The sequence below is a fragment of the Scandinavium lactucae genome (assembly GCF_033843265.1).
GTDB lineage: Bacteria > Pseudomonadota > Gammaproteobacteria > Enterobacterales > Enterobacteriaceae > Scandinavium > Scandinavium lactucae.
This window is the reverse complement of the sequence record NZ_JAWXRD010000040.1, coordinates 310911-324436: the sequence shown is the minus strand read 5'-3', so window position 1 is coordinate 324436 and position 13526 is coordinate 310911. Positions and strand designations below refer to the sequence as shown.

Below are 13526 nucleotides of genomic sequence, written 5' to 3'. Positions count from 1 at the left end.
CGCAGTGCCATGACGCTGCGAGCAGGAAGCATGTCGGGCAGTACAAAATTTTGCATTTCAAAGGGAGTCGTCATGTCTTTACGTCAGATGTCCATGCCGCGTTTTCGCCGTTCTCTGCTGTTGTCCTCTTTACTGCTGGCCGGATCGTTCAGCGCCCACGCCGCGGATGAAATGCTGCGCAAAGCCGTCGGGAAAGGGGTTTATGAGATGGCCGTCAGCCAGCAGGAAAACGCGCTGTGGGTTGCGACCTCACAGAGCCGTAAAATCGATAAAGGCGGGGTGATTTACCGTCTTGACCCGGTGACGCTGGAGGCGACCCAGATCATTCACAGCGATTTAAAACCGTTTGGGGCCACGCTCGATACCCAGACGCAAACGCTGTGGTTCGGCAATACCACTCACGGCACCGTTACTGCCATCGATGCAAAAACGGGGGATGTGAAAGGGCGTGTGGTGCTGGATCCACGTCAGCGTAGCGAAACGGTAAAACCATTGCAGCCGCGCGAGCTGGCCGTGGATGGCAAAACCAATACCGTTTACGTTACCGGGGTCGGTAAAGAGAGCGTGGTGTGGGTGATTGATGGTGCAACGCTGAAACTGAAAGCAACTATCAGCGGCGTCGGCAGTCGGGCGACCGCGCTGGCGCTGGATAACGAGGCGCAACGTTTATACACCGTGAACGCAGAGGGTGAACTGGTCACTATAGACACCGATAAAAACAGCATTCTGACCCGCCAGAAACTACTGGATGACGGTAAAGAACATGCGTTCCTGAATATCGCGCTAGATACCGCCAATCATCGGGCGTACATCACCGATTTCAAACAGCCCGAAGTGCTGGTCGTCGATTATCGTGCCGGTAAAGTGCTGCACAAAATTGCGGTGCCGGAATCCTTAGCAGTGCTGTTCAACCCAACCCGGAACGAAGTTTACGTCACGCATCGTAAAGCCGGGCAGGTCAGCGTGATTGACGCCAAAACCCATAAAGTGGTGAAAACGTTCGATACGCCAACCAACCCGAACAGCCTGGCGCTTTCCGCCGATGGCAAAACGCTGTACGTCAGTGTGAAGCAGGCATCCAGCCGTGAGAAAGAAGCCACCCAGCCGGACGATGTGATTCGTATTACGCTGTAATCCACAAAAAAGCCCGGCAAGCTTCGCCGCCGGGCTTTCACCATCCTGCCCGGTGGCGCTTGCGCCGACCAGGCCTACAACTTTATTTCATCTCGTCCGGATGCACCGGGGCGGTGCTGTGGATCTCGCCCACTCGCTTACGCACACCGAACCAGCCCGCAATCAACAGCACGGCTAACAGGGGGATCGAGGCGATGGTGTAAGTGCCGTTTGGATAGTCAAAGGCCATCAGCACCAGCACGCTGAGCAGGAACAGCAGGGTCAACCATGAGGTGAATGGCGCACCCGGCAGCTTGAAACTGACGTCGGCGCATTTGCCTTCTTTAATGAACTTACGCAGGCGCATCTGGCACACCACGATGAACGCCCAGGAGGCGATAATGCCGATCGAGGCGACGTTCAGCACAATCTCAAAGACCTGCGATGGCACCAGATAATTCAGGAACACGCCAAACACATACACGACCAGTGTGGCCAGGATCCCCGCGTAAGGCACATGTTGTTTGCTCATTTTTGACATGAACTTCGGCGCAGAACCGCCCATCGACATTGAGCGCAGAATTCGGCCCGTCGAATATAACCCAGAATTCAGGCTGGACAGTGCCGCCGTCAGAACCACCATGTTCATCACATCGCCAATATAAGGCACGCCGAGCTTCGAGAAGAAGGTGACGAACGGGCTTTGCCCGGCCTGGTAGGCATTCCACGGCAATAGCAGCACCAGCAGCACGACCGATCCAACGTAGAACAGGCCGATGCGCCAGATAACGCTGTTAATTGCTTTTGGCACCATGGTCTGCGGATCTTTACATTCCCCCGCCGCAGTACCGACCAGCTCAATCGACGCAAACGCAAACACTACGCCCTGAACCAGCACCAGCGCAGGCAGCAGTCCGTGCGGGAAGAAGCCTCCGTTATCGGTAATTAAATGGAAGCCGGTGGTGCCGCCGTCGAGTGGTTTACCGCTGCCAAGGAAGAGTGTCCCGACCACCAGGAAGGCCACAATCGCCAGCACTTTAACCAGCGCGAACCAGAACTCCATCTCGGCGAACCACTTCACGCCAATCATATTCATGGTGCCGACGATAGCCAGTGCGCCGAGGGCAAAGACCCATTGCGGAACGTCGCCAAACGCGCCCCAATAGTGCATGTACAGCGCCACGGCGGTGATGTCGACGATGCCGGTCATCGCCCAGTTGACGAAGTACATCCAGCCCGCGACGTAGGCCGCTTTTTCGCCGAGGAATTCACGGGCGTAGGACACGAAGCTCCCGCTTGATGGGCGATGCAGCACCAGTTCGCCCAACGCACGAAGAATGAAGAAAGAGAAAATGCCGCACACCAGATAGACGATGGCGAGAGAGGGGCCTGCCATTTGTAAGCGCGCCCCGGCACCTAAAAACAGACCGGTACCGATTGCGCCGCCGATGGCGATCATTTGAACCTGACGGTTGCCCATCGCCTTGTGATAACCCGCTTCATGCGAGTTCAGCCAGCGGCGTTTAGCTGCGTGATGCTCCGCCGTGCTGTCGTGTTTTGTGGTCATGTTGTATCCCGTTTTCCTGTCTTTACCCCTTATCGGGGCCCAAAAAGTGCCGCAGCGTTTAAACGATTGCGCGGCAGCACAGAGTTCTGCCTTTCTGAACATTCTGGCGTAGAGATAAGGCAAAACATGGCGCAGCATCCTACCTGCAAATGTTAAGTGACGCAAAAGATACGCGCCATTCCAGTGACGGCCGTCGAAACATTTCGTGTGGTCAGATCTGCTGCCTAACAAAGAGCCGATAGCATAATTATTTGGTAGCGTTTCCAGTACGTTATGTCAGCCTCAACGCATCAATCAACAGGGCAAACGCCGCCGTGTGCTGGCGACGGCCAGGGTAGTAGAGGTAGTAACCGGGGAAGGGGGGGCACCAGTCTTCCAGCACTCTGACCAGTTTTCCTGAACTGACCGCGTCGGCGATAGTGTCTTCCGGGACATAGCAAAAACCGAGCCCGGCGAGCGAGGCGTCAATACGCTGAGGCAACGTATTGAGTGTCAGCTGACCTTCAACCCGTACCCGCAGCACCTGGTCGCCTTGTTCAAATTCCCAGGCGTACAATCCACCGCGTGTCGGCAGGCGCATATTGATGCAGCAATGATGTTCCAGCTCGCGTGGGGAAACGGGTGTACCGAAACGCGCCAGATAATCCGGCGACGCCACTACCGCCATTCGCATTTCCGGGGCGATTTTCACCGCAATCATATCTTTTGCCACCTGTTCGCCAAGCCGGACGCCTGCATCAAAACGCCCGTCGACAATGTCCGTCAGGCCATTATCGACCGTCACTTCGACATGGATATCCGGATAACGCTGAAGAAACGGTCGCAGCGCAGGCCACAGCACCGACTGCGTGGCGTGTTCTCCGGCGGTTATCCGAATATTTCCGGCGGGTTTATTTCGTAGCTCATGCAACGCATTCAGTTCGTCTTCGATTTGCTGAAGCTGTGGCCCGAGGCGGGTCAGCAACTTTTCACCCGCTTCGGTGGGAGCCACGCTGCGGGTGGTACGCGTCAGGAGACGCACGTCGAGCCGCGCCTCGAGGTTACGCATCGCATGGCTGAGCGCTGACTGCGATACGCCCAACTGCGCCGCCGCACGGGTAAAGCTGCGCTCACGCGCCACCACCATAAACGACAGCAGGTCATGAATATTGTCTTTCAGCATTGCCTACCCTGATTAATGAATTGATTTCATAGTTCCATTCTGATTATGCAGTCTAATCGTCTTGTACAATCCGCGCTACGCTAGATCCATCAACCAGGAGGAAGTATGAAAATTATTCGTAGTGGTTCACTGCCGTCGGTCAAAGGCCCGGAAGCATGGTTTAGCGGTACGGTCAGAATTGATGCGCCGTTTCAGGCAACAGAACCGGCGAAAGTCGGCGGGGCAACGGTCACGTTTGAGCCTGGGGCGCGCACCGCATGGCATACCCATCCACTCGGGCAAACGCTGATTGTTACCCAGGGTCGTGGCTGGTTACAGGAGGAAGGGAAAGACGCGCAGGCGCTGAATCAGGGTGATATCGCGTGGATCCCGCCGGGTATTAAGCATTGGCATGGAGCGAGCTCAGAAACCGCCATGACTCACATCGCTATCGCCGAATCCGAGAATGGATCGCCGGTAACCTGGCTTGAGAAAGTCACCGATGAAGAGTACGCCGGACGTTAAACGCAGTTCTTATCAACTTCGAAGCAGGCCTGAAGCGTGAATTCAGGCCTGCTTCCGCTTTTTGGAGACCAGGAAGGCGTAAGATTAAGGCTGAATAACAAAGGATCCCTCCTAAGGAAAAAGCAAACATGGCGTTAACAATCAGAGTGCTGTTGGAAAATCAGCTTTCTGCCAGGGCATTACATCCACTTTCTGTTAAAGCAGGACTGAGTCTTCTGGTTCAGGACGACAAAGATGCCATCTTGTTCGACACCGGGCCTGATGGTCGTTTCTTGCAAAATGCAGCGCTGATGGGCGTCGATCTTTCGAATTTAACCGCCACGGTGCTATCCCATGGCCATTATGACCATTGCGGAGGCGTGCCCTGGTTGCCTGATAACAGCCGTATTATCTGCCATCCTCAAATAGCAAATGAACGCTTCTCTTGCGTAAAGATTCTTGGCTATCGCCAGAAAATTAAGAAATTATCGTTAGATATCGATTACTCGCGTCATCGCATGGAATATAGCGCTGCGCCAATGCCTATCAGCGATCGCTTTCTTTGGTCAGGGGAAATCCCAATGACCCAGCAGAAGGCATACGGTGTTATTACCGGAAATAATGCGGGTGTGGATTATGTGAATGACGAAGGGGTGCTGATTTATAAGTCAGATAAAGGCCTGGTGATTATTACCGGCTGCGGCCATCGTGGGATCATTAATATTGCGCGTCATTGTCAGAAAATCACCGGGATAAATCATATCCACGCTTTATTCGGTGGTTTTCATCTGCGTAGTGCTGCTCCGCATGTGTTATGGCAAGTTAGGGCGTTTCTCAATCAGCAAAAACCCGATAAAATAATGGGGTGCCATTGTACCGGGATATGGGGACGATGGTGGTTGCCCAAGGTAGTTACCCCTGCCGCAGGGGACACGTTTGTGTTTGAATAAATGCCAGACACTCTTCTTCATGATGGTGCTGGGCAATCAAAAGGAGCGCAGCGATGAGAATAAACGTGGTGGGGACGAGCGGGGTGGGGAAATCAACGCTGGCTCGCCGCTTGGCTGCGCAACTGAATGTACCTTATATCGAAATGGATACGCTTTACTGGCGGCCTGATTGGCAGGGAACACCGGACGATGAATTGTTTGCTCGACTGGAAGACGTATTAACCGCCAGTGAAGGTTGGGTGCTCGACGGTAATTATAACCGTACGCGTCCGGTGAAATGGCGTAATGCCGAGATGATCGTCTGGGTAGATTATGGTTTCTGGCGCACGCTACGACAGGCTATTGGCAGAGCCTTTTCGCGAGCCTGGACGAAACAGGAACTGTGGCCAGGCACCGGTAACAGGGAACGTTTTCGCCGTTCTTTTTTGAGTCGCGACTCGATTATTCTCTGGACGCTTAAAACATGGCATAAAAATCGGCAACGTTATTTGACAGATATGCACGACCCGCAGTTTGCCGGGCTCACCTTTGTCAGACTGCGCAATCAGGCCGATACGGAAGCCTTTATTACCAAATTGTCGCAACAACCTTCCCCTGATATCTAATTTTGTGCTGAGCAAATGTAAATAAATTGTTTCTCACGCGACGCATCCCCTTCTAATAATGCAGGCATGTTCCTCATAACGAGCCTGCGACATGTCTTATCGAATCAGTATCCTGGATAAAAGCCCACTGGCAGATGGCGAGACCGCATCTCAGGCCCTGGCCCGCACCTTAACGCTGGCGCAACAGGCCGATGCCTGGGGCTACCACCGTTTTTGGATTGCCGAGCACCACAATACCCCGCAGCTGGCGAGCCCGTCACCGGAAGTGGTGATTGGCTGGCTTCTGGGGCAGACGAAGCGGATCCGTATCGGATCCGGCGGGGTGATGCTGCAACACTACAGCCCGTACAAAGTCGCGGAAAATTTCAACCTGCTGGCCTCTCTCGCGCCGGGTCGTGTCGATTTGGGCGTGGGCAAAGCGCCGGGCGGTTTACCGCATTCGACTCGCGCCTTACAACAGGGTGTGGATCCGCAGCAGAAGGGCAGCTTTGCTGACCAGCTTGCGCAACTGGATAACTGGTTATCCCTCACGCGGGCGGAAAGCCCCGATGCGGTGCTGGCGACGCCGGTTCCACCCCAGCGCCCGGACGGCTTTCTGTTAGGGGCCAGCCTCGAAAGTGCAGAACTCGCCGCGCAGCTGGACTGGAATTTTGTGTTCGCCGCACATCTGAACGGCGATAAAAACCTGCTGCGCGAGGTGATTACCCGCTGGCGGACGCTGAGCCTGCGCGATGCGATTGTCGCTGTGCAGGTGATTGTCGCCCCGGACGCCGCTCAGGCGGCTACCCTGGCGGAACAGGTTGAAGTCTGGGGCGTACGGCTGGAAAACGGTCAGCGCGTGTCGGTCGCCAGCCAGCAGCAGGCCGAAGCCTTTGCGCATCAGGCGGGCAGCCCGGCGGTGGAGATCGTGCGCCGTGAATCGTCGTTAATTGCAGGCACCGCCTTGCAGGTGCGCACCCAGCTGGATGCTCTCCATCAGTATTACGGCGTGGACGAATTTATTATCGACACCCCGATTGCCGAAGGCACTGCCCGTCAGACGTCATTACGTCTGCTGGCCCAGGCGCTGAACCGCGCGGAGGTGCTGTCATGAGCTTCGAACAACAGCTGATTGCCTGGCGGCGCGAGCTGCACCAGTACCCGGAACTCTCTTTGCAGGAGGTGGCGACCACCGCGCGGATCCGTGACTGGCTGCAAAGCGCCGGTCTGTCAATTTCGCCATACGCCCTGAAAACGGGCGTGGTGACGGAAATCGGCAAGGGAGAAAAGGTGATTGCGCTGCGTGCTGATATCGACGCGTTGCCGATTGAAGAAGCCGCTGAAGTGGCGTTTCGATCGCAAAATAGCGGAGTGATGCATGCCTGCGGGCATGACGTTCATACCAGCGTGATGCTCGGGGCCGCGCTGTTGCTCAAAGCGCGCGAAACCGAGCTGCCGGGCCGCGTACGTATTCTGTTTCAGCCTGCCGAAGAGAGTTTTGGTGGCGCAAAAACCCTGATCCGCGCCGGTGCGCTCGAGGGGGTTTCCGCCATTTTCGGTATGCATAACGAACCTGGGCTGCCGGTGGGCACCTTTGCCACCCGCGGCGGAGCCTTCTACGCCAACGTCGATCGCTTCGTGGTGCGGGTGCACGGAAAGGGTGCCCACGCAGCCCGCCCTCATGAAGGAAAGGATGCCATTTTGCTCGCCAGCCAACTGGTGAACGCCTTGCAAAGCGTCGCCAGCCGCGAGGTGAATACCCTCGATTCGGTGGTGCTGAGCGTGACGCGCATTCAGGGCGGTAATACCTGGAACGTGTTGCCCGAAAACGTCGAACTGGAAGGCACACTCCGCACCCATCGCACCGAAGTGCAGCAGCAGGTGAAAGCGCGGGTCAGTGAAATGGCCGCCGGTTTTGCCAGCGCCTTTAATGCGCAGATCGACGTAATTTGGTATGCGGGGCCAACCGCACTGGTCAATACCGACGAATGGGCGGAGCTCGCCACTCAGGTTGCCGCCGAGGTGGGTTATCACACCGCAAAGGCAGATCTCCACATGGGGGGCGAAGATTTTGCGGTGTATTTGCAACAGATCCCCGGCGCGTTCGTCAGTATCGGCAGCGCCAGTGAATTTGGCCTGCACCATCCGGCGTTTAATCCGGATGAGAAATTACTCGCCCCGGCGGCACACTATTTTGCCACGCTGGCGGAAAAAGCATTACTCCATATTTAAGCGTTCACTTAAGGGGTCATTATGTCTTCACAACGGCAATTGCGGCTCGGCACGATATTGCATGGCGCTTCGGGAAATATGTCTGCCTGGCGTCATCCGGCGGCACAGGCCGATGCCAGTATTAATTTAGAATTCGTCAAACAAACGGCGTTAAAAGCAGAAGAAGGGAAGCTCGACTTTATTTTTGTCGCCGACGGGTTATATATCAACGAAAAATCAATTCCTCATTTTTTAAATCGTTTTGAGCCGTTAACGGTCTTATCGGCGCTGGCGAGCGTGACCCAACATCTGGGCCTGGTCGGCACGCTGTCGACCTCCTACAGCGAGCCGTTTATTACTGCCCGTCAGTTTGCCAGCCTCGACCATCTCAGCAACGGTCGCGCGGGCTGGAACGTGGTGACGTCACCGCTGGAAGGATCGGCGAAGAATTTCTCCCGCGCCCAGCACCCAGAGCATGCCCTGCGGTATCGCATCGCCGATGAATATTTACAGGTGGTGAAAGGGCTGTGGGATTCCTGGGAAGAAGATGCGTTTGTGCGTAATAAAGCCAGCGGTCAGTTCTTCGATGCGAGCAAATTACATACCCTTAATCATCACGGTGATTTTTTCCAGGTCTCCGGGCCGCTGAATATAGGTCGGACCCCGCAGGGACGGCCAATAATATTTCAGGCAGGTGCCTCGGACGACGGGAAAAAACTGGCAGCGACGCACGCAGACGCGATTTTTACTCATCATGAATCGCTGGCCGAAGCGCAGGCTTTTTATCGTGATGTGAAAAGTCAGCTTGAAATTAACGGTCGCCGTGGCGATGAACTGCATATATTCCAGGGTGTGAGCGTGATTGTTGGCGACGATGCCGACGATGTGGAACAGCAGTACCAAACCACAGCGGCGCTGGTGTCAATTACCGACGCGCTGAACTACCTCGGGCGCTACTTTGAGCATCACGATTTCAGCCAGTATCCGCTGGATGAACCCTTCCCGGAACTGGGCGATTTGGGCCAGAACAGTTTTCGCAGTACGACCGATGAAATCAAACGTAATGCGCGTGAGCGGGGGTTAAGCCTGCGACAGGTGGCGCTGGAAGCCGCCAGCCCGCGGCCGCGTTTTTCCGGAACGGCAGAAGAGGTCGCTGACGGTTTGCAGCAGTGGTTCGACAGCCATGCCGCCGACGGATTCATTATTCAGGGCGGCACCCCGGACACGTTCCCGCGCTTTGTCGACCAGGTAGTGCCGGTGCTTCAGGCGCGCGGCCTGTTCCGCCGTGAGTATCCCGGCCATACCCTGCGAGAAAGCTTAGGTCTGGCTCAACCCGTTAATCAGTTCACGCCACTCGCCAAATAAATAATAAGAGAAACTTCACCATGCAAAAATCATCGCTGCTGCTGGCTCTCACGCTGGCATTTTCCGGGCTGGCGCAGGCCAGTGACGTCACCATCAACGGCACTGGCGTTAGCGTCGAGGCCAATAAAGCGCCGGTTAATACCGACAAAAATCCTTCGGCGATTGCCCAATTACCGCAGGGGTTCAAACCAGCGGTACCGGGTAAATTTACCGTGGCCGTGGCGGGGTTAAACCAGCCGCCGCTGACCGTGTTCTCCGATGACAATAAAACCTTGCTCGGCAGCGAAGTGGATATCGCGCGTCTGGTGGCCGACAGCCTGGGCCTGCAACTCAACGTGGTGGTGACCTCATGGGAAGACTGGCCGCTCGGTGTGGCCTCCGGCAAATATGATGCGGCGGTCAGCAACATTACGGTGACCAAAGAGCGTAAAGAGAAATTCGATTTCGCCACCTACCGTAAGGATTCACTCGGCTTCTACGTCAAATCTACCCGCGATATCGGCAAGATTGAGAAAGCTGAAGATATCGCCGGGCTGAAAATCATCGTCGGGTCGGGCACCAACCAGGAAGCGATCCTGCTGGCGTGGAACGCCGAAAACCTGAAGAAGGGTCTGAAGCCGTTTACCCCGGTGTACACCAAAGACGATGCCGCCCAGACGCTGGCATTACAGTCCGGTCGCGCCGATGCCTACTTTGGCCCAAATGTGATCGGTGCCTGGAAAGCGGCGCTGAATGGCAAAACCAAGCTGGTGGGCAGCGTGGACGGCGGCTGGCCGAAAGCGGCGCACATCGCCGTAACGCTGAAAAAAGGCAGCGGCTTAGCTGAACCGGTGCAGACCGCGCTCAACGGGGTCATTAAAAACGGTGACTATGACAAAGTGCTGAACCGCTGGGGCGAAGGCGTGGAGCGCATTCCGCAATCAGAAGTTAACCCTGCCGGACTCGGTGACTGAGGAGCCTACTATGAGCGAACGCTTTCGAGATGTTTCCCCGGAAGATGCAGAACTCCAGCCCATTTTGAACGGCCTGTTTGCGGAGTATGCCGCGCGCTACGGCGACTACTTTTCGCGTGATGCCGAAGTCGAGCTGACCGAATGGTATTTACCCCCGCAGGGACTGTTTATCGTGCTGGAGCGTGAGGGGGCGATCATCGCCACTGGGGCCTACAAACCCTATGACGCACAGACCGCCGAAATCAAACGTATCTGGACCGATAAAACCCTGCGTCAGCAGGGGCTGGCCGGGCGCATGGTGGCAGAACTGGAACGGCGGGCGCTGCTCGCCGGATATACCCAATTGTATCTGACCACCGGTTTTCGCCAGCCTGAGGCAGTGCGTCTGTATTTGAGCCAGGACTATGAGCCGCAGTTCGATCTGTATCGTGACCCGGAAGAGTACAGCCGCCCGCCGTTCGATGGACGACTTCGTTTCACCAAAGCGCTGGCGGTGCCCGCGCTCAGCAAAAGCGCCTGAGGAGTGACGATGAAGACGCACGAAACGATTAAAGTGGTGCCCGCGCGCTATCCGCTGCGCATAGTCGGTGCCGGGGTGGCGCTGTCGATTCTGGCGATTGTCATCCAGTCGGTGGCCTTTAACCCGCGCTGGGAATGGGGGGTGTTCGCCCGCTGGTTCTTCGATCCGATAATCCTGGAAGGGTTAGGGCAAACGCTGCTGTTGACCCTGCTCGGCACGGTGTTGAGCGTTATCTTCGGCGGCGTGCTGGCCCTGTGCCGGTTGTCATCATCCTGGTTGCTCAGCAGCCTGGCATGGGGATACATCTGGCTGTTCCGTTCGCTACCGCTGATCGTGGTGCTGATCGTGCTGTACAACTTCTCATATCTGTATGACACGCTATCGGTCGGCATCCCGTTCACCGGCATTACGTGGGCGAGTTACCAGACCATCAACGTGCTGGGGCAATTTTCCACCGCCGTGGTTGGCCTGACGCTGGTGCAGAGTGCCTATACCGCGGAAATCATTCGCGGCGGTTTTCTCGGGGTCGATCAAGGTCAGTATGAAGCGGCCTCGGCTCTCGGATTGCCCGCCTGGCGACGTACCCTGCGCATTATTCTTCCGCAGGCGCTGCGCACCATTTTACCGTCAGGCTTTAACGAAATTATCAGCCTCGCCAAAGGCACCGCAATGGTCTACGTCCTGGCAATGCCGGAACTGTTTTACACCATCCAGATGATCTACAACCGCACCCAAGAGGTTATCCCGCTGCTGATGGTGGGCGCGGTGTGGTATCTGGTGATCACCAGCTTCCTGTCCGCCATTCAGTATCTGGTGGAACGCGCCCTGGCGAAGAGCGAGCGCCGCTCTGCCGTGAATACTAACCGCAGCCGCGCCGTTACGTCCGCGGCCACTGCAACCCAGGAGCCTGCCCATGCTCAACTCTCCTGAAGGCCATATTTCGATTACCGGCGTCAGTAAAAATTTTGGTCGCCACAAGGCGCTGGATAACGTGTCGCTGGAGATCCCGCCCGGTACGGTGACGGTGATTTTAGGCCCGTCAGGTTCGGGAAAATCGACGCTGCTGCGCACCATCAATCATCTGGAACGGGTCGACGAAGGCTTTATCCAGATTGATGGCGACTACATCGGCTATCGCCGACAGGGCGACAAGCTGTATGAACTCAAGGAAAAGGAGATCCTGCGCCAGCGTGTCAACGTCGGCTACGTGTTCCAGAACTTTAATTTGTTCCCGCACATGACGGTGCTGGAGAACCTGATTGAAGCCCCGGTGGCGCACCGTCAGCTGAGTAAGAAGCAGGCGACAGAACGGGCCTATGAGCTGCTGGACGTTGTCGGTCTGCGCAATAAGGCCGACGCCTGGTCGCGTCATCTGTCCGGCGGGCAGCAGCAGCGCATTGCCATCGCCCGAGCGCTGGCCCTGAAGCCGCGGGTGATGCTGTTTGATGAACCGACCTCGGCACTGGATCCGGAACTGGTGGGTGAAGTGCTGGATGTGATCAAAACCCTGGCGCGGTCCGGCACTACGCTGGTGGTGGTCACTCATGAGATTGGTTTCGCCCGCGAAGTCGCGGATCAGGTGGTGTTTATGGTCGACGGCAAAATCGTCGAGCAGGGCGAAAGCGACGCGGTGCTGAATCGCCCGCAGCATCCGCGAACGCGACAATTTTTATCGAAGGTACTGTCATGAACAAATGGATCTTACTTTGTGGAGTGCTGTGCGCCAGTTCAACGATGGCGGAAGGGCGCATCGATCTGAAAGCCAACGAGCAGCCGCTCCCGGTCGCGCGGGATGAAAAGGCGATTGCGATGATCCCGGCGAGCTACAAATTTGTTGAACCGGGCACCCTGACGGTGGCGATTTCTGCCCTTAACTCTCCGCCATTGGCGCTGCTGGCCAGTGATAACCGCACACGAATCGGCAGCGACCCGGATATCGCCCGATTGCTGGCGGGAAGCCTGGGTCTGAAGCTCAAACTGGTGCCGACCGCGTGGGAAGACTGGCCGCTCGGCATTACCTCCGGGCGTTATGACGTGGCACTGGTGAATATTGCGGTCACTGAGCAGCGCAAAGAGAAGTTCGATTTCGCGACGTATCGCGTCGATTCGCTGGCGTTTTCGGTGAAATCTGACAGTACGATAGCGTCGGTGAAAGGCCCGGCCGATCTTTCTGGCAAAAAAGTGATCGTCGGTTCGGGAACGAATCAGGAACGGATTTTACTCGGCTGGAATGCGGAGAATGAGAAAGCCGGGCGCGCCCCGGCGCTGCCGGTGTATCTGACCGATGATGCGTCGGGCAATCTCTATATCCAGTCGGGCCGGGCGGATGTGTTCTTTGGGCCGCAGTCGGTGTCATCGTATAAAGCAGCCCTGAGCGGCAAAACCAAAGTGGTCGGGCTGGGGCCGAAAAAGGCGTTTGTGGCCACCACCAGCAAAAAGGGTAACCAGCTGGTGTATGCCCTGCAAGCCGCGCTCAACGGCGGCATTGAACGAGGAGATGTTCAAAAAATTCTTGCACGCTGGGGAGAAGACGGCGAGGGTGTGGCGCAATCTGAGGTCAACCCGCCGGGGATCACCTATCCGTGATTTGGGTCCATACTGTTGGTTTCTGCATCCAA

The 13526-nt window shown here is 56.3% G+C and carries 14 protein-coding genes; 12 read left to right on the top strand and 2 right to left on the bottom strand.

What is annotated here, in order from left to right:
* The first annotated feature begins 72 nt into the window (after window positions 1-72).
* On the top strand, window positions 73-1134 hold the full coding sequence (yncE, locus tag SIK69_RS19185) for a 7-bladed beta-propeller protein YncE (RefSeq protein WP_319786818.1): 1062 nt from the start codon (window positions 73-75) through the stop codon (window positions 1132-1134).
* A gap of 82 nt (window positions 1135-1216) precedes the next feature.
* Here yncE and ansP read toward each other — a convergent pair whose 3' ends face one another.
* Both ansP and SIK69_RS19175 read right to left on the bottom strand, forming a co-directional pair.
* Window positions 1217-2680 (bottom strand): L-asparagine permease, encoded by a 1464-nt coding sequence (ansP, locus tag SIK69_RS19180; RefSeq protein WP_319786817.1) that lies wholly within the window; start codon window positions 2678-2680, stop codon window positions 1217-1219.
* A gap of 271 nt (window positions 2681-2951) precedes the next feature.
* Window positions 2952-3842, bottom strand: coding sequence for a LysR family transcriptional regulator (locus SIK69_RS19175; RefSeq protein WP_319630265.1), 891 nt, complete (start codon window positions 3840-3842; stop codon window positions 2952-2954).
* Window positions 3843-3947: 105 nt separating this feature from the next.
* On the opposite strand from SIK69_RS19175, the gene SIK69_RS19170 reads away from it, so the two are divergent.
* The 11 genes from SIK69_RS19170 to SIK69_RS19125 all read left to right on the top strand — a co-directional run bounded on the left by SIK69_RS19170 (window position 3948) and on the right by SIK69_RS19125 (window position 13494).
* The gene (locus SIK69_RS19170; RefSeq protein ID WP_319630266.1) at window positions 3948-4346 is read left to right on the top strand and encodes a (R)-mandelonitrile lyase; all 399 of its coding nucleotides are present in this window, start codon (window positions 3948-3950) and stop codon (window positions 4344-4346) included.
* A gap of 128 nt (window positions 4347-4474) precedes the next feature.
* Entirely contained in the window at window positions 4475-5275 is an 801-nt protein-coding gene (locus SIK69_RS19165; RefSeq protein ID WP_319630267.1) for an MBL fold metallo-hydrolase, read from the top strand.
* Window positions 5276-5328: 53 nt separating this feature from the next.
* Complete coding sequence (locus tag SIK69_RS19160; protein ID WP_319630268.1) at window positions 5329-5880, top strand: AAA family ATPase; 552 nt, start codon at window positions 5329-5331, stop codon at window positions 5878-5880.
* Window positions 5881-5971: 91 nt separating this feature from the next.
* Window positions 5972-6973: an LLM class flavin-dependent oxidoreductase gene (locus SIK69_RS19155; RefSeq protein WP_319630269.1), complete on the top strand. Its 1002-nt coding sequence runs from the start codon at window positions 5972-5974 to the stop codon at window positions 6971-6973.
* Window positions 6970-8091: an amidohydrolase gene (locus SIK69_RS19150; RefSeq protein WP_319786816.1), complete on the top strand. Its 1122-nt coding sequence runs from the start codon at window positions 6970-6972 to the stop codon at window positions 8089-8091. The genes SIK69_RS19155 and SIK69_RS19150 overlap by 4 nt, the downstream gene beginning before the upstream one ends.
* Before the next feature lie 21 nt (window positions 8092-8112).
* On the top strand, window positions 8113-9435 hold the full coding sequence (locus SIK69_RS23035) for an LLM class flavin-dependent oxidoreductase (protein ID WP_510463475.1): 1323 nt from the start codon (window positions 8113-8115) through the stop codon (window positions 9433-9435).
* 20 nt (window positions 9436-9455) lie between these two features.
* On the top strand, window positions 9456-10388 hold the full coding sequence (locus SIK69_RS23030) for an ABC transporter substrate-binding protein (protein WP_510463476.1): 933 nt from the start codon (window positions 9456-9458) through the stop codon (window positions 10386-10388).
* 10 nt (window positions 10389-10398) lie between these two features.
* Window positions 10399-10908: a GNAT family N-acetyltransferase gene (locus tag SIK69_RS19140; protein WP_319630271.1), complete on the top strand. Its 510-nt coding sequence runs from the start codon at window positions 10399-10401 to the stop codon at window positions 10906-10908.
* Window positions 10909-10917: 9 nt separating this feature from the next.
* Window positions 10918-11838: an amino acid ABC transporter permease gene (locus tag SIK69_RS19135; RefSeq protein ID WP_319786815.1), complete on the top strand. Its 921-nt coding sequence runs from the start codon at window positions 10918-10920 to the stop codon at window positions 11836-11838.
* On the top strand, window positions 11822-12598 hold the full coding sequence (locus SIK69_RS19130; RefSeq protein WP_319786814.1) for an amino acid ABC transporter ATP-binding protein: 777 nt from the start codon (window positions 11822-11824) through the stop codon (window positions 12596-12598). The genes SIK69_RS19135 and SIK69_RS19130 overlap by 17 nt, the downstream gene beginning before the upstream one ends.
* Window positions 12599-12642: 44 nt before the next feature.
* On the top strand, window positions 12643-13494 hold the full coding sequence (locus SIK69_RS19125; protein WP_319630581.1) for a transporter substrate-binding domain-containing protein: 852 nt from the start codon (window positions 12643-12645) through the stop codon (window positions 13492-13494).
* The last annotated feature ends 32 nt before the right edge of the window (window positions 13495-13526 follow it).

Excerpts from the sequence above, each read along its gene's own strand:
- yncE (WP_319786818.1), top strand. The coding sequence starts at position 73 with ATGTCTTTACGTCAGATGTCCATGCCGCGTTTTCGCCGTTCTCTGCTG.
- ansP (WP_319786817.1), bottom strand. The coding sequence starts at position 2,680 with ATGACCACAAAACACGACAGCACGGCGGAGCATCACGCAGCTAAACGC.
- SIK69_RS19175 (WP_319630265.1), bottom strand. The coding sequence starts at position 3,842 with ATGCTGAAAGACAATATTCATGACCTGCTGTCGTTTATGGTGGTGGCG.
- SIK69_RS19170 (WP_319630266.1), top strand. The coding sequence starts at position 3,948 with ATGAAAATTATTCGTAGTGGTTCACTGCCGTCGGTCAAAGGCCCGGAA.
- SIK69_RS19165 (WP_319630267.1), top strand. The coding sequence starts at position 4,475 with ATGGCGTTAACAATCAGAGTGCTGTTGGAAAATCAGCTTTCTGCCAGG.
- SIK69_RS19160 (WP_319630268.1), top strand. The coding sequence starts at position 5,329 with ATGAGAATAAACGTGGTGGGGACGAGCGGGGTGGGGAAATCAACGCTG.
- SIK69_RS19155 (WP_319630269.1), top strand. The coding sequence starts at position 5,972 with ATGTCTTATCGAATCAGTATCCTGGATAAAAGCCCACTGGCAGATGGC.
- SIK69_RS19150 (WP_319786816.1), top strand. The coding sequence starts at position 6,970 with ATGAGCTTCGAACAACAGCTGATTGCCTGGCGGCGCGAGCTGCACCAG.
- SIK69_RS23035 (WP_510463475.1), top strand. The coding sequence starts at position 8,113 with ATGTCTTCACAACGGCAATTGCGGCTCGGCACGATATTGCATGGCGCT.
- SIK69_RS23030 (WP_510463476.1), top strand. The coding sequence starts at position 9,456 with ATGCAAAAATCATCGCTGCTGCTGGCTCTCACGCTGGCATTTTCCGGG.
- SIK69_RS19140 (WP_319630271.1), top strand. The coding sequence starts at position 10,399 with ATGAGCGAACGCTTTCGAGATGTTTCCCCGGAAGATGCAGAACTCCAG.
- SIK69_RS19135 (WP_319786815.1), top strand. The coding sequence starts at position 10,918 with ATGAAGACGCACGAAACGATTAAAGTGGTGCCCGCGCGCTATCCGCTG.
- SIK69_RS19130 (WP_319786814.1), top strand. The coding sequence starts at position 11,822 with ATGCTCAACTCTCCTGAAGGCCATATTTCGATTACCGGCGTCAGTAAA.
- SIK69_RS19125 (WP_319630581.1), top strand. The coding sequence starts at position 12,643 with ATGGCGGAAGGGCGCATCGATCTGAAAGCCAACGAGCAGCCGCTCCCG.